The following is a 17,162-nucleotide window of genomic DNA, read 5'->3' as shown; positions in this document are numbered from 1 at the left end:
GCTCGCCGAATCCGTAGGCTGCGGATTCATGACCATCCTCGGTATCGGCCTGGATCTGGTGACCATCTCCGATTTCGCCGAACAGCTCGAACGGGCCGGAACCACCATGCTCCGGGAGAGTTTCACCGCGGGTGAGCGGCGTTACTGTCAGAGCAAGGGCACCGATCCGGCCCGCAGCTTCGCGGCGCGGTGGGCGGCGAAGGAGGCCGTGCTCAAAGCATGGGCCACCTCCCGGTTCGCCCGTCGCCCGCAGATCGGTGACAATCCGTATCCGCTCATCGAAGTGGTGAACGACGCCTGGGGCCGGCCCAGCATCAAATTGCACGGACTGGCTGCGGAATTCCTGCCGCGGGTGCGGGTGCACCTGTCGATCACGCATGACGGCGATACGGCCGCCGCGATGGTCGTTCTCGAGGATCCGGGCGAATTGGCCGATCTGATCGAAAATCCCTGAGGCGGTACGGGCTTCGGTAGCCCGAGTCGGCCCGTCGCTCCTGCGAAGGCCGGAACCGGCGACGTCTCGCTCACACGTCGCCGGTTCCGCCCTTCGTCGGAGCGACGGAAAGTCCTGTCGGCGACAGGCGCGGGTCGGGCGCGCTCAGGCCGTCGTATCGCGTTGTCCGGTGCGCGATTCCTTCTCCGCGATCAACAGGTACGCGACCATGAGCCGCTTGAGTTCGGCCACGGCCGCCTCATGGCTGAGGCCGTCCTGTACCGAGAAGTTCAGCATCGAATACACCACGTGCACCAGCACCTGCGCCATCATCGAGCGGCGCCCGCGCGGGGTGCGCGGCATCAGCGGCCGCAGCATCTGCTGGACCGCCTCGGCGAATTCCTTCTCATGGATGGCGCCGGTGGCGCGGGTCGACGGGGTCGACTGCATGGCCAGCCACACCTCGCGCCGCGACGGATCGGTCATCCACAGTTCGGCGAGGTGGTCGACGAGCTTGTTCATATGCCGCAGCCAGTCCATCGACGGAATTTCGCCGTGGAAGTCGGCGAGCTCCTGGGAAACGGCTACCAAGTCTTGGCGATTCAATTCGCAGACGATGACGTATTTGTTGGCGAAGAACTGATACAGCGTGCCGATCGGCACCTCGGCGCGGGCGGCGACCTCCTCGCAGGTGAACGATTCGAATCCGACCTCGACCAGTAGTTCGCGCGACGATTGCAGCAGCGCATCGAATTTGCGCTTGCTGCGTTCCTGGGTGGGCCGCCGGCGCGGCATCAACTCCTGTGGGTCGTCCTGCAGCTCCAACGCCGGATCAGGACGCCGGTTCGACCTCGGTGCCGTGCGCGCTTCCACCACATACACCAGGCTAGCGGTAGCGACACGCGGATGACACACGGTGCCGACTTCCGTACCCGCGATTCGGTCCGATTCATAACCCATCCACGCCGAATGTGGTGACGAACACATATCGAGTAGATCTACATCAGCGGGGGCGTGGCGATTGTCGATCGTTCCCGCTGCGGCGCTGAACCGCTGCTCGGCGCAGCTTCTCCGGGGCGGTTCCTGCACACGGAAGGCTTGATCTGTGGTGGTTCGACCTGTGGTGACTCTCGGAGCTTCGATCGCCCGCGACTGCGTGGACGCGGTGGCCCTGCGCGACGGAAGCGCAAAACTGACCGACCGGGTGCTCGCGCACCACGTGGCCGAACTCGGCGCCACGGCACCGGCCGGACTGCCCGGACTGATCGAATCGCTGCTGGACGGACTCGCCGCGGAGGTCGAGGCGGAGTACGAGATCGCCGGGGCGGCGGTCACCTACCGCGATGCGGCGGGCCGGCGGGCGGTGGTCACCGGATTGGCGTCCGGGCCGTGGTACGAGGCCTCGCTGGTCTCGGCCAAGTCGGCGCATCTGGCGCTGGCCCGCGCGATGACCTGGGCGAGCGAATTCGACCATCTGCTGATCTGCGAGCTGATGCCGGGATATCAAGGCTTCTCGCTGATTTCACCGCATCGCGACCGGGTGGTCGCGGCCACGGCGACCGCCGCCGGTTTCGTCTCCGAGGATTCGGTGCGGCTGGGTATCGCGGCCGCGTGGGATCAGCTGGATGCGGCGGGCGTGCGGCCCAGCGCGGTCGTCGCGATCGGTTCGGCCGCGGAGCGTCCGGGAGTCGCCGCGGTGTTGTCGGCGGGCTTCAACGCGCCGGTGATCCCGTGTGCCGTCGCGACGGCCGGGTCGGCGATCGGTGCGGCGCTCGTGGTGCAGCCGGAGGCTTTCGTCGCGGGCGCGGGGGATCGCGCACGGGTGTCACGCAATTCGGTCGCGGTGGTCGCCGCGGCGAGCGTGCTGGCCGGGGGGCTGACCATCGGTGCCGTGCACGAGCTCACCGACCATCCGCGTTCGGACGCCACCACCCGCCTCGCCGACGCCCGCAACGCGCAGCCGAGCCGGGGTCCGCGTCACGCCCGCCCGGAACCCGGTCTGCCCGCGGTGGATTCGATTCCGGAATTGCCGGTCGACGGTCCGGCCGACCGGCCGTCGTCGGGACCGCGGCATGCCGCGCAGGATCCGTCGACCGCCGATCCGGGCTCCGCCGGCTGGGGTCCGGACGGATCGTCCTGGCTGGGCGTGCGCGGTTCGGATCCGGCGAGTGAGCCGAAGCGCCTGGCGAAGGAGGCGCCGCAACCGGATTCACCGGAGCCGCAGGCGAAGTCGGTGATTCCCGCACCGACCGAACCTGTCGGCGCGCCCAACGGCTCGCTGCTGTTTCCGGGCGAATCGGCGCCGCCGCAGCTCGGTACCGCCGAATTCAACGAGTGGTGGGACAACCACTGGCGGCTGACGCTGAGGTGGATGGTCGCGATGATGCCGCAGCGCGACTGAAGACCGCGCAGAGCCGACGAGGGGCCCGGGACGATCGCCCGAGCCCCTCGTCTCGTCCGTCCCGGTCCGCGCTACACCGACAGGTCGCGGCGCAACTTCGCCACATGCCCGGTCGCGCGCACGTTGTACTGCGCCACCTGGATGACGCCCTCCTCGTCGACGAGGAAGGTGGAACGGATGACGCCGGTGATGCGCTTTCCGTACATCGTCTTCTCGCCGTAGGCGCCCCATTCCTGGAGCACGTCGCGCTCGGGATCGGACAGCAGCGGGAAGGTCAGCTTCTCGTTGTCCCGGAATTTCGCCAGTTTCGCGGGTTTGTCGGGCGAAATGCCGAGGACGTCGAGGCCGGCCTCGTTCAATTCGGCCAGGTTGTCGCGGAAGTCGCACGCCTGCTTGGTGCAGCCGGGCGTACTCGCGGCCGGGTAGAAGTAGACGATCACCTTGCGGCCGCGGTAGTCCGCCAGCGACACCGGCTTACCGTCGGCGTCGGGAAGCGTGAAATCCGGCGCGGGGTCGCCGGGGCCGAGTTTTTTGGTATCGGTCATGCCAGCACGGTAGCCCACCGATGTGACAACGGACGCGACATCGGCGGCGGCGGATAGACTCGACGGCCAGCGACCTACCGGAACGACAACAGGAGACAATGTGGCGAGGGATACCGAGCACATCGAGCGGGAGATCGAAGCCGCGCGCAACCGGCTCGCGGGCACACTCGACGAGCTCGCGGTGCGGGCGGACCCGCAGCGGATCGCCGACAACACCAAGAAGGCCGTGGTGGCGAAGGTGAACGAGCCGAAGGTGAAGTACAGCCTGATCGGCGCGGGTGCTCTGGTCGGCGTGCTGGTGCTGATCAAGATCTTCCGCCGCTGACGCCGCAGAAACGACGGAACCCGGTGTGACAGTGTCACACCGGGTTCTTTGTCGTCTGCGGCGATTACCGCGCGGATCAGACGGTCGGGCAGGCCATACCGGTGCCGTCGGGATCCAGGTGCGGCGAATAGCCGGGCTCACCACGGAACAGCGGGGCGCGACCCGCCGCCCGGGCCTCGTCACAGTTCTTGAACGTGCCTCCCGCCGAACCCGTCTGCGTCAGCCCTGCCGAGCCGGTGGCGCCGATGGCGTCGTCGATACCGGAGGATCCGGTACCGGCGGAACCGGTGGGGATGAAACCGTCGGCCAGGGCGGACGGGGCGGTGGAGACGATCGGGGCGGCGAGGGTGATCAAGCCCGCGCCGGTCACGATTAGCCTGCGAACGTTCATGTATTCCTCGATGTCAGCTGCGGTTGATACGGCGGACCGGCCGCACTCCCCGCGGTGGCAGGGCCGGAACCGCCGAGTCTACTGTTCTGATGGCGACCGCCGTTGTCAACCGCACGGCCGAGAGCCGCTTATTCACCCAGGCGGCGGCCCGTCATATGTTCCGCCGGAATACGTCCCATTCGTCCGGCCTCGAAATCGGTTACGGCGTCGATGATTTCCTGTTTGGAATTCATCACGAACGGGCCGTATTGCACGACCGGTTCGCGAATCGGCGCGCCGCCCAGCAGTAATACCTCGAATTGACCGGTGGGTCCCTCCTGGCGGTCGCCGGCGGTCAGCGCGAGGACCTCGCCGTGGCCGAGTACCGCCAGTTGTCCCTCGGTGAGGGTGCGGCCCTCGTCGCCGACGGTGCCGCTGCCGGCGAGCACGTAGGCCATCGCGGTGAACTCCTGCGGCCATGGGGTTTCCAGCCGCGCGCCGGGACTGATCGAGGCGTGCGCGTAGGCGATGGGCGTGTAGGTCGAGCCGGGGCCTTCATATCTGCCGACATTGCCGGCGATGATGCGGACGAGTGCGCCGCCGTCGTGGGAGGTGACCAGTGTCAGCTCGCTCGCGCGCAGATCCTGGTAGCGCGGGTCCGCCATCTTCAGCGACCGCGGCAGGTTGACCCACAGCTGCACGCCGTGGAAGACGCCGCCGGAGATCACCAGTTCCTCGGCGGGAAGTTCGTCGTGCAGGATGCCCGAGCCGGCGGTCATCCACTGGGTGTCGCCCTCGGCGATCGTTCCGCCGCCGCCGTTGGAATCGTGGTGAACCATGGTTCCGTCGATCATGTAGGTGACGGTTTCGAAACCGCGGTGCGGATGCCACGGGGCGCCTTTGGCCTGGTAGGGCTCGTAGGCGACCGGGCCCATGTGGTCGAGCAGGATGAACGGGTCGGCGGTGCGCACATCGAGGCTCGGGAACGGCCGGCGCACCTCGAATCCGGCGCCCTCGAGTTGTTTGTGGGCGGTGGTCACGGTCCGGACCGGCCGCTGTCGCATGGTCTGCTCCGGGCGGGGCAGTCGCGGCAGCACCAGGATGTCGTCGACGGTGATCGCGGGCATGATGTCCTCCTAGGCCGGTTGGTGTCCATGTCAACCAATAACTCGGTAGGATCATTCCCATGGTGCGGTGGCTGGACGAACAGGAGCAACAGACCTGGTCTGCGTACATCCGGCTGCGTCAGCGGCTCGACGCCGCGATGGCCGCCGGGCTCGCCCGCGACGGACTCTCGGTCTCCGATTACGAGATTCTGGTGGCACTGTCCGACGCGCGCGAGGGGAGCGTGCGGGCCCGCGACCTGGCCGCGCAGATCTGCTGGGACAAGAGCCGGCTGTCGAAGCATCTGGCGCGGATGGACAAGCGGGGGCTGGTGGTGCGCAGTCCGGCCGCCGACGATGCGCGCGGCCGGCTGATCTGTCTCACCGATTCCGGTCGCCGGGCACTGGAACAGGCCGCGCCCCGGCATGTCGAATTGGTGCGGCGGCTGTTCGTCGATCAGTTGAGCGATGTGGAGGCGCGGGCGGTGCGGTCCCTGTCGGACAAGGTGAGTGCGCGGGCCGAGAGCGACGCGGATGAATCCGGGAAGGTCGGCTGGCTCGATCCGTCGGAGTGAGGCCCGACCCGGACGCTCACGTCTCGTCGGTGCCGTGCAGTCGTTCGAACTGCGTCCGCTTCCAATCGCCGAACGGTTCGTCGCGTTCCCGCACCGCCTCCCGGAAACCGGTAGTGGCCGAACGCAATTGGAAGGCATACCCTTCGCGGGTGTGCCGGGAGATACCGTCGAAGACGGTGCTGACCATTCCGGAATTGGCGACGCCCTGAGCCAGTAGTGAGCTGTTGAGCGCGAGTTTCGCCATGATCAGCTGATTGATCGGCATGCGCGAAATGCGTTGCAGCAGTTGTTCGGTGCGTTCGTCGAGCTCGTCCGCGGGGCAGGACTCCACGGCCAGGCCCCACTCTTCGGCCTGTTTACCGCTGAGGCAGTCGCCGGTGAACAGCAACCGCTTCGCGCGCTGGTCGCCGAGCCGGTGCGCCCACATCCCCGCTGCCGGAATACCCCACACCCGGGTGGGGGGATAGCCGATCTTGGTGTCGTCGGCGCAGATGATCTGATCGCAGAACAGGGCGATATCGGTGCCGCCCGCGACGGCGAATCCGTGCAGTTTGGCGACCGTCGGCTTGTTCGCGTGCAGCAGGCTGGAGAAGCCGCGGTTGAACCGGCTCATCATCTGATAGTCGACCATGGGATCCCATGTGCCCCAAGGGTTGTGGTTGCGCGCCTGCACCACCGGATCGAGGACGGTTCCGGTTGTGGGCTGGGCCGACACGGTGGGGGACAGGCCGTTCTCCGCGAAGATCGAGAGGTCGTAGCCGCCGCAGAATCCCTTGCCGCGCCCCGAGACCACCATCACGTGCACGCGCGGATCGAGGTCTGCGCGTTCGACCGCGTGCGCGAGTTCGATCGGGGTATCGGCGGTGATGGCATTGCCGTGCTCGGGCCGGTCGAACGTGATGCGGGCGATGCGGCCGGTCACCTCGTAGGTGAGGGTGCGGTAGGCCGGGCCCTGCTCCGGTTCCGGCCGGTCGGCGAACAGGGAGTCCTCGCCGCTGGTCAGGTCCTCGCGCCAGGCCGCGGGCCGGGTGCCGGAGTGGTGCGCGTCGTCGGTCACCCAAGAAGTGAACTCCAGTTCACTTCTTGCTGTCAAGGGTGGCGCACCGTCCGGCAGGGTTCAAGGGGAAGGGTTTGCGTCGTCGGCGAGCCAGGGCGTCACCGGCGGCTTGACCCACAGAATCTTTTCGTCCGTGTGATCGCGTTGTGCGGCAGGATGATTCGGGTTACGCGTGGCCCACGCATCCTTTTCGTCGAGCAGTTGTGCGACAAGTGTCCAGGTCTCGTCGGTGCTCGGCGGATTGGTGTCGGCTGCGCGCGCGAGTTTTCGGCGAGTGGCCGCCGGGATGGTCGCGAGTTCGGCGCCGGAGACCCCGCGCTGCCATAGATAGGCCGCGAGCCGTCGCGCCTTCTCGGCGCGGCCCTTACTGGCGTGGTCGGTATGTGCGTAGTCGGCCATATCGGTTCCCGATCGCGAACGGATGCCGTCGAGCCTAACCACGTCCCCGCCGCGCCGGACTAGAGGATCCACTCCGGTCGATAGTCGGCATGGTCGGCCCAGCACAGCGCAACGCACCGTAACAACCGATCCTCTCGCCCGCTCCCGTCCGGCAGCTGTGCCAGCGTGACGATGAGCCGCTTGGCCAGTACCTCCCGCAGCACCTGCTCCGGATCGTGCCGCGCGATATGCGAATTCGCCGGCCCGTTCCCGGCGACGATCACGTCGTGCGCGCCGGCCCGCACGCTCCGATCACCGCGCTCGAACCGCCACGCCCGCCGTTCCCCGTCGACGGCCCGCGCCGCATGTTCGTCCTCGCGCAACCGCGCATCGATGAACTCGATAATGCTCCCCACGATTGTTTGGACGCCCCAGGCCGGTCACCGGTTCCGGTCGGCGGCCGATCAGGGCCGGCGCGAGATCACCATGATGTATTCGCAGGCAGCGCTCGTTCGGTTGGCGAAGCCGTGGTCCGTGTCGGCCTGGAAGAACAGGGAGTCCCCCGTGTTCAGGGTTTCGCTGATCCCGCCGATCAAGACGGTGAGGGTGCCGTCGAGCACCACGAGTTGTTTCTCGGTGCCGGGTGGATACGCGGGCAGCAGGCCGGTGGAGACCTGTGCGGGGAGGCGGTGGACGATCATCTCGCCGGTTCCCGCGCCCGGGGCGGCGGACACCATATGCCGTTCGAAGCCGGTTTCCGGGTCGCGGAAGACGGGGCGATCGCTCTTGCGCAGGACGACGGCCGAGCCGGATGCGGCAGCAGCCGACCCGCCGATCAGGTCCGAGAGGGACGTGTCGAGCGCGTGGGCGATCCTGGACGCGACGCCGATGGTCGGGCTCTTCTCGCCGCGTTCGACCTTGGACAGCATCGCCCGGCTGACCGACGACTGCGTCGACAACTGCTCCAGTGTCAGGCCCGCCTCCTCGCGGCGTCGCCGCACGTTTCCGCCGAACGCGCCGGCCAGGCCGTCATCGTGGTGTGGTCCGGTCACGTTTCCGTCTTGCTCGACCACCGTGCTCCTCGATCGATGGGTATCTCGCCGCCCACAGTGTATGTTTCTCCGATAGGAGACGCTGTCTTCTATCGAAGAACTGTGCTACCTGGAGGTTCGATGCGTTTGGTTTCGAGTGGCCGGCACCATGCCACATTCGAATTCGGTGACCTGCAAGTGATCTCGTTACGAGACGGCTACATCGACATGCCGACGACCCGGCTCCGCGACGAGGATGGCTGCGCGCTCGAGCAGTTGCCGGCCGCCGTGCCGCTGGTCGGCGACAACTTGCGGCTGTCGGTGAACGCCTTCTTCGTCACCGACGGCACGCGATCGGTGCTCATCGACACCGGCGCGTCCAACGCCTGGCGCGACCCCACCATGGGGTTGATCTACGACGCGCTCGACGAAGCGGGAGTCGATCGCGCGCAGATCACCGATGTGGCCATCACGCACAACCACGAAGACCACGTGAGCGGCCTGATCGCACCGGACGGTTCGGAGGCGTTCGCCGAACTCGAACGCGTGTGGATCGGCGCGGGCGACACGTCGGTGTTCACGGGTCGGCTGGAGCCGATCCGTGACCGGGTCGTCCCCGTATCGGAGCGGGTCGCGATCAACGACTGGACCACGGCGATCCCGACCCCGGGACACACCCCCGGTCACACCGTCTACGACGTCACCAGCGGCGCCGCCCACCTGCTCGTCTGGGGCGACACCGTGCACGTTCCCACGCTCCAATTCGATCGGCCGGCCGTGTCCTGGGAGCTCGACGGCAACCAACCGCAGGCCCGCGCCGCGCGAGCGGCCCTCCTCGAACAACTGACCCGCCCACACCACTTCGTCGCCGGCGCCCACCTCGACTCACCCGGCATCGCCCGCGTAACCCCCGGCGGCGCCGGTTACGCGCTGGAATACCTGGCACCATCGATCGGCTGATCGAGCCCGTCGGCTCCGGGCTGCGGCCGGTGTGGCAAGGGCATTCGGAACTCTTTGCGGCCGAGTGGAATTCGCCGGCCATCCGAGTCGGAAACACAGAAGGCCCCTGACCGGCATCCCAGGCCAGGGGTCTTCGAGCTGCACGCGATCGGTCCCGAGGCCGGCAGCTCCGGGCCGGGCCGGACCCTGTTCGAACTGACCGACGCCGGTGACGCGGAGTTCCGCGCTCTACTCGGTGAGGCTCCGGTCTGCCAGGAACAGGGTTGACTTAGCTAGTCATTTCAGTCAAGACTGAAATGACTAGCTTCGTTACGAAGGAGAGGTGGCGGCGATGACTCCGCATCCAGAGCAGGTGAAGTTCGACAGTCTCGGTACCTCGTGTGCTGGAGACCTCTATGTGCCGGAGGCGGATGCCCCGGTTCCCGGTCTGGTCCTGGGGCACAGCGGGGTGATGGTCAAGGAGGCGTTGGCCGTGTTCGCGGCGCATTTCGTGCGTGCCGGGTTCGCGGTGTTGGCGATCGACTACCGCACGGTCGGTGCCAGCGAGGGCGAACCTCGGGGCCAGGACTATCCGCAGCGGCAGGTGGAGGACTTCCGCAGCGCGATTTCCTATCTGCAGAGCCGGTCGGAGGTAGATACGACGCGGATCGGGTTGTGGGGCGTCAGTGTCGGTGGCTCGGTCGCGGTGCAGGCTGCGGTGCTCGATCGGCGCGTGAAGTGTGTCGTGGTGCAGAGCCCCAGCGTGTGGAACGGGTGGCGCTATCTGGAGCGGTTGGTCGGTCGGGCCGGGGTGCAGGCGCTGCGGGATCGGCTGGACGAGGACTGGCAGCGTCGCTACGAGGGCGGAGCCAGTGCGCGGGTCCCGCATCTGAGTCTCGACGGGGAGACCGTGCGGGACACGCCGGACCTGGCTAGGGAGATGTTCCCCAGCTACCGCAACGAGAAGACACTCGACTCCACCGAGCACCTGCTCACCTTCGCGCCGGAGGATCTGATTCACCGGCTGGCGCCGACCCCGCTGTTGATGATCGCCAACGGCGGGTGGGATCCCTACCACATGCTCGAGGAGGCGCAGAGCGCGTTCGCCAATGCCGGCGAGCCGAAACGTTTGGAGGTGCTGCCCTACGACGTACTCGGTCTTTACACCGGTCCGGGCCTCGAGGAGGCGATGGCGCTGGCTGTGGAGTGGTTCGATCGCTACCTGCGCCAGACCCGGCTCGCCGCTGTCACTCCGACGCCCACCCGTGAGGCGGTTGCCGCTATGACACAGTGACGGCTCCGAGCAAGTCAGCCGAGGAGGAGCGCGAGCGATGCCCGAACAGGACAACAAGGACGAGGTGCTGCGGTGGGTCGAGCGGGTGGCCACGTTCTGTGTGGACGAATGGGCGCTCGCACCGATTACCGGGCGCATCCTCGGCCTGCTGATGATCTGCGAGCCGCCCGAGCGCTCCGCGGGCCAGATCGCCGAGATGATCCAGGCCAGTCGTGCTTCGCTGACCTCGAACCTGCGTTTTCTCGCCGCCATCGGTCTGGTTCGCAAGGTTCGCGTGCCAGGTGACCGCACGACCTACTACCGCATTGAGGACGACGCCTGGCACAAGGTGATCCAGCGCAAGCTCGACAGCCTCGGCGCCTTCGGCGACATCGCCGAGGAAGGCATGAAACTCGCCGGCGGCAGTGGAGCGCACACCGAACGTATCCGCGCCGCCCAACAGTCGCTGATCTGGCTCCGCGACGTCGCCGCCCGCAATCCCCCTACACCGTAAGGACTTCTTGTGCAACGCCTGCGACTGGACCTGGACCCGCTCCGGGAAACCTCGCTGCTGACCCTCTACGCGAGGGCTCTGGACACCAAGCTTGCCTGCCCGATCCTGGGCGACACCCACTCGGTCGGCATCGCTGAGATGATCGACTACGACTTCGGCAAGCTCGAGTTGAAGCCCAGCCTCGTCTGTGGCACCGCTCTGCGCGCCAAGCACCTCGACGCGGCGGTCCGGACGTTCGTCGCCGACCATCCTGACGCCGTCGTGCTGGATCTCGGTTGCGGACTCGACACACGCGCCCTGCGCTGCGACCCGCCCGCCGGCGTCGACTGGTACGACGTCGACTTCCCCGACATCGTCGAGTTGCGGTCCCAGTTCCTCCCTGACCGGTCCCTGCGCATCGGGGCCGACCTGACCGCACCGGGGTGGACCGACGCGCTGCCTCGCGACCGGCCGGCCATGATCGTCGCCGAGGGCCTGCTGCCGTTCCTGCCCGGCGACACCTTCCAGCGGATGACCCGGGAGTTGACCGCCCACTTCGACACCGGAGAACTCGCCATCAACGGCTACACTCGCTTCGCCGCCTGGTCGATGAAGTACCACCCGACGATCAAGGCCATCGGCATCACCGCCGCCCAGGGCTTCGACAACCCCCGCGAGCCCGAGACCTGGCAGGCCGGCTTGACCTTGGTAGAGGAACAACTACTGACTCGTGCCCCGGAAGTCGTCGACTTTCCCCAGCCCCTGCGCGCGGCCACCCGGCTCATGAGCCACAGCACCGCTCTGTCCCGGCAAGGCACCCGCGTACTCCGCTACCGGTTCTGACCACTTCATCGGTACTCGGATCTTCGTCGAGAGACGTTGTACCAGTGCGGATTTCAGGAGACGTGAGCGGGTCGCCGAGACACCGTCTGTCGTCCCGGTCCGTCCAGCCCGTACGGGCTGGACGGACCGGGACGGTTCCGCACACGCTCAGACGGTCGCGACCGGAGCCTGGGTGCCCGTCGCGACGATCCGGCGACGCCGGCTCGGCGCCAGCAGGGTCGGGTGCTTCACGCACCAGGCCGCGATCGAGCAGATCAGCTCCTTGATGCGGGCGGCCTTGCGGCCCACGTCGACCTTGGACGTGGGCTGATCCTCCTTGGTCACCTTCTGCACGATGGCATCACGGCGACCGAGGCTGATGCATTGGCTGTTGTAGCCGATGGGGGAATCGGGAATCGTGCGTCCGGTCAGCCGGGCGGCAATGACATCGGCACCCAGCCAAGCCATCGGGGAAGCGGTGGCGCAGCCCATGCGCAACGTCGCGCCACCCACTCCCACGGCGTGCGCGGCATCGCCGACGGCGTAGACATCCGGATGCGAGACCGAGCGCTGGGTAGCGTCGACGACGATCCGCCCGGACGCGGACACAGCGAGCGTGCTGGCGGCCGCGATCGGATGCACGGCGAATCCCGCTGTCCAGACGGTCACGTGCGCACGTATCTCCGCTCCCGATCGGGTAGCCACGCCATCTTCGGTCACCCCGGTAACGTCGGCGTGCGCATGAACAGTGATACCGAAGCGTTCGAACGCGCGGCGCAGGTGACTCTGCGCCTTCTCGTCGAGCCAGTCGCCGACGCCACCGCGCGCGGCGATCGCGACCTTCAGATCCGGACGCGCCTCGGCGATCTCGGTGGCGACCTCGATACCGGTCAGGCCACCTCCCACGATCAGCACGGTCTCGCCCGCCCGCAGTTGGTTCAGCCGTTCTCGCAGCCGCAGCGCCGCGTGCTTGCTCGCCACATGGTGGGCGTGCTCGACAACACCAGGCACGCCGAAATCGGCGACGGTGCTGCCCAAGGCGTAGACGAGCGTGTCGTACGCGAGAGTCTCGGCGTCCAGGTCGCCGACCAGTTCGACGGTCTTGCGGTCCACGTCGATCGAATCGACCCGTGCGATGCGCACATCGACCCCGGTGCCGGCGAACATCTTGCGCAGTGGGCGAACCGGCAGGTCCTGCCCTGCGGCGAGCTGGTGCATGCGCACCCGTTCGACGAAGTCGGGGTCGGCGTTGACCAGGGTGATCTGGACGTCGTCGCGGCGCAGTCGCTTGGCCAGGCGGCCGGCGGCGGTAGCTCCGGCGTACCCGGCTCCGAGGACGACGATGCGGTGCTTCATGGTGTTGCCTCCTGTCTCGGTGGGTTCGGAACTTGAACCGGACAGCCGCACGAATGCTGACAGGAGGATGCTGTGATGTGGATCACCACAAATCGGGCAGGGAGGCCCCGGTGCATAGGTGGCCCGCTGGCGATTGGCGAACGCCGGCTTGTCGGGGTTGACGTGTGAGCGCATGGCGGCGATGCCGTCGGCGGTCGACTCCAGCAAAGCCATTGCCCCACATAGGTTTCCCGGACGCGTATCGGTCATGTCCAGCCGTAACAGTCCGGGCCCGACCGGATTGCCGTCGGAGTGTCACCGGTCGACCGGTCACAGCACCAGTACCTATCGCGCGGGCGCCGACGGGGTTCGGTCGCGTGATGTGTCGATGGGAGCAATCACCGTTGGAAGGAGTTGTGGCTGGTGAACGATCAAACGCTTCGGAAGCGTCGAAGCGCCCGGTCCTGACGAGGTGAACCTGCCCGCTCCGCGTCCGTGTAGTGGCGTGCCGGATTGGCGGCGGTGCCGAAGGTGGGGCAGGGTACGGCCTGCTGGCTCTGGTGCTGAGTTCTTGGCGTATTCGCGGTGAATCTACGCCGATGCAGAGATGCAGGTTTCGAATCAATGGTCTGACTTGGGAAGTAAGTGCGCCATCAGGGACTCGAACCCCGAACCCGCTGATTAAGAGTCAGCTGCTCTGCCAATTGAGCTAATGGCGCTTGGACCTCCGGATCGGGCCTGCAGGCTCCGTTCCGGTGCGGGAGAAACCATAACAGTTGGGTAGGCGGAAAGTGAAATCGGCTGTTCAAAGGCTGTTCGAGGGGGGATCGTGATCTTGCGTGAATGCGGTAACGGTTGACGGGCCGGAAGGGATGAATCGGGCAAGAGTGTGCGGGGCCGGCTCGTCGTGTTCACCCGGTTGCGATCCTTCCACCTGGCAGAATGGGTGGGCGTGGTCTCGACCGATCCCCGCATGCGTGGTGGGTTGAGCAGCGTGGCTGGGCTTCCCGGTTGCGCACGAGGCATGAAACGGGGTTGCACATGGGCGGACGTCGAGGCTCGCGGCGGATGAAAGTGGTGGCGGGGTGGTTGGGCGTGGTGTCGATGCTCGCCCTCGCGGTGACCGGATGCAGTGATTCCGGGGCAACGGGAAGTGGATCGGTGATCGAGGCGAATTCGGCCATCGACCTGGTCACACCGAAGGTGCTGACGCCGATCGCCGATGGCGCCGTCGGGGTTTCGCCGGCCGATCCGATTCCGGTGAAGGTGGACAACGGGAAATTGACCGCTGTCACGTTGCTCACACCGGATGGCACTCCGGTAGCGGGGCAGATCGCGCCCGACGGGACCTCATGGCAGTTGACCGAACAGCTCGGCTTCAACCGCACGTATCGGCTGCGGGCCGAGGCGGTGGGGATCGGTGGCACCACCTCGACGGCCATCAGTTTCACCACCCTCGCGCCGCGCAACAAGACGCATCCGTGGTTGCTGCCCGGGGAGAACGAGGTGGTGGGAATCGGTCAGCCGGTCGCGATCCAGTTCGACGAGAACATTCCGGATCGCCGCGTCGCGCAGGATGCGATCAAGATCACTACGACACCGGCGGTGGAGGGCGCGTTCTACTGGGTGAACAATCGCGAAGTGCGTTGGCGCCCCGAACATTTCTGGGCTCCGGGAACCAAGGTCACGGTGGACGTGAACACCTACGGCCGCGATCTGGGCGGCGGCCTGATCGGTGACTCCGATATCCATTCCAGCTTCACCATCGGTGATCCGATGGTCTTCACCGCCGACGACAACACCAAGATGGTCACCGTCGAACGCAACGGCCAGGTGATTCGAACGATGCCGACCTCGATGGGCAAGGACTCCACGCCCACCCAGAACGGCATCTACATCATCGGCGACCAGTTCGACCACATGATCATGGACTCGTCGACCTACGGTGTCGCCGCCACCGGCCCCAACGGGTATCGCACACCGGTCGACTGGGCGACACGGATGTCCTACAGCGGCATCTTCATGCATTCGGCGCCGTGGTCGGTCGGCCAGCAGGGCTATTCGAATACCAGCCACGGCTGTCTGAACCTGAGCCCGGAAGATGCCCGCTGGGTCTACGAGAACGCCAAGCGCGGCGATATCGCGATCGTCAAGAACACCGTCGGTGACACCCTGTCCGGTGTCGACGGACTCGGCGACTGGAACATCTCGTGGGCGGAGTGGAAGGCCGGCAACGCCGACACCAACCGCTGACCGCTGGTGACGATGCGGGCCTTCCGGATATCCGGAAGGCCCGCTCGTCGTTCGGGTCTCCTGCGGTGATCCGACGCTACACTTGCTTGCGCCGATCCACTCCCGCGATACACGGGGCCGAGGTGCGCAACACCGTGGCGTCCCGAAATCGCTTGTGTTCGTGGCTCTTCCGGAGCGTTCTCTGCTCCGCCGGGTGGTCGGCTGTGGCTCCCGGTGCGATTCGGTCTCGACTTGCTGAAGGGTCAGGTCCTCATGGGTGTGGGAGATCGGTACGCGGTGACGTCCGTCGCTTCGGTGATCGTTGCCGTTCTCGCGGTGACAATGGCCTCTGCTTCCGGTATCGCGGTCGCTGAGTCGATGGATCCGCCGGCGCGCTTTCTGCGGCAACATCTCGACTGGCGTCCGTGCGAGGATGCGGCCCTGGTGGCGGAAGGCGCGGTCTGCACGGATGTCGAGGTGCCACTCGATTACGCCGACCCGGAGGGGCCGAGCATCCTTATCGCGGTCTCGCGGATTGCGGCGAGCGACACAGCACACCGTCGCGGTGTGCTGCTGACCAACTCGGGCGGGCCGGGTACGCCGGGGCTGGATGCGTTCGACCTCGTCGGTGATGTGCTCGAACCGGATGTGCTGAGCCGCTACGACCTGATCGGCTTCGACCCGCGGGGCGTCGCCCGCTCCGGGCGCCACCAGCGCTGCGGATGGCCGGTCGCGACCCCGATCCGCTCGGCAGGTGTCGGGTTACCCGGATTCGTCACCGAAACGGCCCTGCAGGCGCAGCTGGCCGCCGAGTGTCTGGTGGGAGGTGATCGGAACTGGATGCGGCAGCTCAGCACGCGCAACACCGCGCGCGATATGGACGTGATCCGTGCGGCACTGGGTGAGGACCGCATCAGCTTTTACGGCGTGTCCTACGGGACGTATCTGGGCGCGGTCTACTCGCAGTTGTTCCCCGCCCGCTCCGATCGCATGGTGCTCGACAGTGCCATCGATCCACAGCGCTATTGGCTCGGGTTGCAACAGGACTGGGGACCGGCCGTGGAAGCGGCCTTCGACGACTGGGCCGCCTGGGTGGCGGTTCGTGATCGGCAGTATCACCTCGGCGACTCCGCGCCCGAGGTGCGCCGGAGAGTCGAGGCCCTGATCGACCGGGCATCACTGTCGCCGATCGTGGTCGAGGGCTTCGGCTTCGACGATCATGTGCTGCCGAATCTGCTGTGGACGATGTTGCGGGACGCGCGCTTGAACGATGCCCTGGCGGCATCGGTGCGGGCGGTCGCCGACGCGGCGGAGGGACGCGCACCGGAGGTGCCCCCGCAGCTGCACCAGCAGATCGAGTACTACGAGCACGACGAAGATTCGGTCATGGTGCAGATCTGGTGTGCGGACGCGCCGATGCCCGCCGATCCCGCCTGGTATTGGAATGCGATCCAGGCGGCCCGGCCGAGTCAGCCGATCTTCGCCGCATTGGCCGACAACATCCAGCCCTGTGCGTTCTGGCCGCCGCCGGTGGAACCGCCCACCGTGGTCGACAATGCCGTGCCCGCGCTGATCCTGTCCGCGACCGGCGACAACCGGACGCCTCATGCGCACTCTGTGGCACTGCACCGACAGATGTCGGGATCTCGCTTGATCACCTTGGCAGAGACCAGGATCCACATGGTGCTGCGTCCCGGTCTGAGCACCTGCATTCTCGACACGACCAACGACTACTTCCGGGACGGGGACTTCCCGGCAGACGACCGCACCTGCCAACCCACCACATTCATCGAATGAGTCGTCCGATCGGGCCGGACGGCAGGTCGAGGACTCGGATCAATGACGAAGGG

At 66.8% G+C, this 17,162-nt stretch carries 19 protein-coding genes and 1 tRNA gene; 10 read left to right on the top strand and 10 right to left on the bottom strand.

Translation table 11 applies throughout. The features are described from left to right. Window positions 1–28: 28 nt before the first annotated feature. Window positions 29–454 (top strand): holo-ACP synthase, encoded by a 426-nt coding sequence (locus tag C8258_RS08720; RefSeq protein ID WP_030517926.1) that lies wholly within the window; start codon window positions 29–31, stop codon window positions 452–454. A gap of 144 nt (window positions 455–598) precedes the next feature. Here C8258_RS08720 and C8258_RS08715 read toward each other — a convergent pair whose 3' ends face one another. Then, the gene (locus tag C8258_RS08715) at window positions 599–1,228 is read right to left on the bottom strand and encodes a TetR/AcrR family transcriptional regulator (RefSeq protein ID WP_228533674.1); all 630 of its coding nucleotides are present in this window, start codon (window positions 1,226–1,228) and stop codon (window positions 599–601) included. A gap of 328 nt (window positions 1,229–1,556) precedes the next feature. On the opposite strand from C8258_RS08715, the gene C8258_RS08710 reads away from it, so the two are divergent. Then, window positions 1,557–2,834: a hypothetical protein gene (locus tag C8258_RS08710; RefSeq protein WP_146161183.1), complete on the top strand. Its 1,278-nt coding sequence runs from the start codon at window positions 1,557–1,559 to the stop codon at window positions 2,832–2,834. A gap of 71 nt (window positions 2,835–2,905) precedes the next feature. Here the strand turns inward: C8258_RS08710 and bcp are convergent, their stop codons facing one another. Further along, window positions 2,906–3,379, bottom strand: coding sequence for a thioredoxin-dependent thiol peroxidase (gene bcp / locus C8258_RS08705; RefSeq protein ID WP_106954708.1), 474 nt, complete (start codon window positions 3,377–3,379; stop codon window positions 2,906–2,908). 100 nt (window positions 3,380–3,479) lie between these two features. Between bcp and C8258_RS08700 the strand changes: the two genes are divergently transcribed. Beyond that, window positions 3,480–3,704 carry a DUF3618 domain-containing protein gene (locus C8258_RS08700; protein ID WP_036498967.1) on the top strand — a complete coding sequence of 75 codons (225 nt, stop codon included), beginning with the start codon at window positions 3,480–3,482 and terminating at the stop codon, window positions 3,702–3,704. Between the two features lie 76 nt (window positions 3,705–3,780). Here the strand turns inward: C8258_RS08700 and C8258_RS08695 are convergent, their stop codons facing one another. Beyond that, window positions 3,781–4,095, bottom strand: coding sequence for an excalibur calcium-binding domain-containing protein (locus C8258_RS08695; RefSeq protein WP_036498971.1), 315 nt, complete (start codon window positions 4,093–4,095; stop codon window positions 3,781–3,783). Between the two features lie 128 nt (window positions 4,096–4,223). Beyond that, window positions 4,224–5,201: a pirin family protein gene (locus C8258_RS08690; RefSeq protein WP_106954707.1), complete on the bottom strand. Its 978-nt coding sequence runs from the start codon at window positions 5,199–5,201 to the stop codon at window positions 4,224–4,226. Window positions 5,202–5,260: 59 nt separating this feature from the next. Between C8258_RS08690 and C8258_RS08685 the strand changes: the two genes are divergently transcribed. Next, the gene (locus C8258_RS08685; RefSeq protein ID WP_106954706.1) at window positions 5,261–5,752 is read left to right on the top strand and encodes a MarR family winged helix-turn-helix transcriptional regulator; all 492 of its coding nucleotides are present in this window, start codon (window positions 5,261–5,263) and stop codon (window positions 5,750–5,752) included. Between the two features lie 16 nt (window positions 5,753–5,768). On the opposite strand, the gene C8258_RS08680 is transcribed toward C8258_RS08685, so the two are convergent. The 4 genes from C8258_RS08680 to C8258_RS08665 are packed head-to-tail and all read right to left on the bottom strand — an operon-like array spanning window position 5,769 to window position 8,260. After that, window positions 5,769–6,809 carry a crotonase/enoyl-CoA hydratase family protein gene (locus C8258_RS08680; protein WP_106954705.1) on the bottom strand — a complete coding sequence of 347 codons (1,041 nt, stop codon included), beginning with the start codon at window positions 6,807–6,809 and terminating at the stop codon, window positions 5,769–5,771. 60 nt (window positions 6,810–6,869) lie between these two features. Further along, window positions 6,870–7,208 (bottom strand): hypothetical protein, encoded by a 339-nt coding sequence (locus C8258_RS08675; RefSeq protein ID WP_106954704.1) that lies wholly within the window; start codon window positions 7,206–7,208, stop codon window positions 6,870–6,872. 59 nt (window positions 7,209–7,267) lie between these two features. Beyond that, the gene (locus C8258_RS08670; RefSeq protein ID WP_106954703.1) at window positions 7,268–7,603 is read right to left on the bottom strand and encodes a DUF6221 family protein; all 336 of its coding nucleotides are present in this window, start codon (window positions 7,601–7,603) and stop codon (window positions 7,268–7,270) included. Between the two features lie 48 nt (window positions 7,604–7,651). Continuing rightward, window positions 7,652–8,260 carry an XRE family transcriptional regulator gene (locus tag C8258_RS08665; RefSeq protein ID WP_106954702.1) on the bottom strand — a complete coding sequence of 203 codons (609 nt, stop codon included), beginning with the start codon at window positions 8,258–8,260 and terminating at the stop codon, window positions 7,652–7,654. Window positions 8,261–8,359: 99 nt separating this feature from the next. On the opposite strand from C8258_RS08665, the gene C8258_RS08660 reads away from it, so the two are divergent. The 4 genes from C8258_RS08660 (at window position 8,360) to C8258_RS08640 (ending at window position 11,766) form a co-directional block, all read left to right on the top strand. Next, window positions 8,360–9,178 (top strand): MBL fold metallo-hydrolase, encoded by an 819-nt coding sequence (locus tag C8258_RS08660; protein ID WP_106954701.1) that lies wholly within the window; start codon window positions 8,360–8,362, stop codon window positions 9,176–9,178. 331 nt (window positions 9,179–9,509) lie between these two features. After that, on the top strand, window positions 9,510–10,451 hold the full coding sequence (locus tag C8258_RS08650; RefSeq protein WP_106954894.1) for an alpha/beta hydrolase: 942 nt from the start codon (window positions 9,510–9,512) through the stop codon (window positions 10,449–10,451). 37 nt (window positions 10,452–10,488) lie between these two features. Further along, window positions 10,489–10,944 (top strand): GbsR/MarR family transcriptional regulator, encoded by a 456-nt coding sequence (locus tag C8258_RS08645; RefSeq protein ID WP_106954700.1) that lies wholly within the window; start codon window positions 10,489–10,491, stop codon window positions 10,942–10,944. Window positions 10,945–10,953: 9 nt separating this feature from the next. Beyond that, window positions 10,954–11,766, top strand: a complete 813-nt coding sequence (locus C8258_RS08640; RefSeq protein ID WP_106954699.1) for a class I SAM-dependent methyltransferase — start codon at window positions 10,954–10,956, stop codon at window positions 11,764–11,766. A 147-nt stretch (window positions 11,767–11,913) separates the two neighbouring features. Here C8258_RS08640 and C8258_RS08635 read toward each other — a convergent pair whose 3' ends face one another. Both C8258_RS08635 and C8258_RS08630 read right to left on the bottom strand, forming a co-directional pair. Continuing rightward, window positions 11,914–13,101, bottom strand: a complete 1,188-nt coding sequence (locus C8258_RS08635; RefSeq protein WP_106954893.1) for an NAD(P)/FAD-dependent oxidoreductase — start codon at window positions 13,099–13,101, stop codon at window positions 11,914–11,916. Between the two features lie 625 nt (window positions 13,102–13,726). Next, window positions 13,727–13,799: transfer RNA gene (locus C8258_RS08630), tRNA-Lys, on the bottom strand. A 349-nt stretch (window positions 13,800–14,148) separates the two neighbouring features. Here C8258_RS08630 and C8258_RS08625 point away from each other — a divergent pair. After that, window positions 14,149–15,333 (top strand): Ig-like domain-containing protein, encoded by a 1,185-nt coding sequence (locus tag C8258_RS08625; RefSeq protein WP_106954698.1) that lies wholly within the window; start codon window positions 14,149–14,151, stop codon window positions 15,331–15,333. 276 nt (window positions 15,334–15,609) lie between these two features. Next, the gene (locus C8258_RS08620) at window positions 15,610–17,109 is read left to right on the top strand and encodes an alpha/beta fold hydrolase (protein WP_199195633.1); all 1,500 of its coding nucleotides are present in this window, start codon (window positions 15,610–15,612) and stop codon (window positions 17,107–17,109) included. The last annotated feature ends 53 nt before the right edge of the window (window positions 17,110–17,162 follow it).

The organism is Nocardia sp. MDA0666 (assembly GCF_003023875.1).
Taxonomy (GTDB): Bacteria; Actinomycetota; Actinomycetes; order Mycobacteriales; family Mycobacteriaceae; genus Nocardia; species Nocardia aobensis.
This window is presented reverse-complemented; position numbering and strand designations above follow the sequence as displayed.

Excerpts from the sequence above, each read along its gene's own strand:
- C8258_RS08720 (WP_030517926.1), top strand. The coding sequence starts at position 29 with ATGACCATCCTCGGTATCGGCCTGGATCTGGTGACCATCTCCGATTTC.
- C8258_RS08625 (WP_106954698.1), top strand. The coding sequence starts at position 14,149 with ATGAAAGTGGTGGCGGGGTGGTTGGGCGTGGTGTCGATGCTCGCCCTC.
- C8258_RS08660 (WP_106954701.1), top strand. The coding sequence starts at position 8,360 with ATGCGTTTGGTTTCGAGTGGCCGGCACCATGCCACATTCGAATTCGGT.
- C8258_RS08715 (WP_228533674.1), bottom strand. The coding sequence starts at position 1,228 with ATGCCGCGCCGGCGGCCCACCCAGGAACGCAGCAAGCGCAAATTCGAT.
- bcp (WP_106954708.1), bottom strand. The coding sequence starts at position 3,379 with ATGACCGATACCAAAAAACTCGGCCCCGGCGACCCCGCGCCGGATTTC.
- C8258_RS08675 (WP_106954704.1), bottom strand. The coding sequence starts at position 7,208 with ATGGCCGACTACGCACATACCGACCACGCCAGTAAGGGCCGCGCCGAG.
- C8258_RS08645 (WP_106954700.1), top strand. The coding sequence starts at position 10,489 with ATGCCCGAACAGGACAACAAGGACGAGGTGCTGCGGTGGGTCGAGCGG.
- C8258_RS08695 (WP_036498971.1), bottom strand. The coding sequence starts at position 4,095 with ATGAACGTTCGCAGGCTAATCGTGACCGGCGCGGGCTTGATCACCCTC.
- C8258_RS08685 (WP_106954706.1), top strand. The coding sequence starts at position 5,261 with ATGGTGCGGTGGCTGGACGAACAGGAGCAACAGACCTGGTCTGCGTAC.
- C8258_RS08690 (WP_106954707.1), bottom strand. The coding sequence starts at position 5,201 with ATGCCCGCGATCACCGTCGACGACATCCTGGTGCTGCCGCGACTGCCC.
- C8258_RS08650 (WP_106954894.1), top strand. The coding sequence starts at position 9,510 with ATGACTCCGCATCCAGAGCAGGTGAAGTTCGACAGTCTCGGTACCTCG.
- C8258_RS08635 (WP_106954893.1), bottom strand. The coding sequence starts at position 13,101 with ATGAAGCACCGCATCGTCGTCCTCGGAGCCGGGTACGCCGGAGCTACC.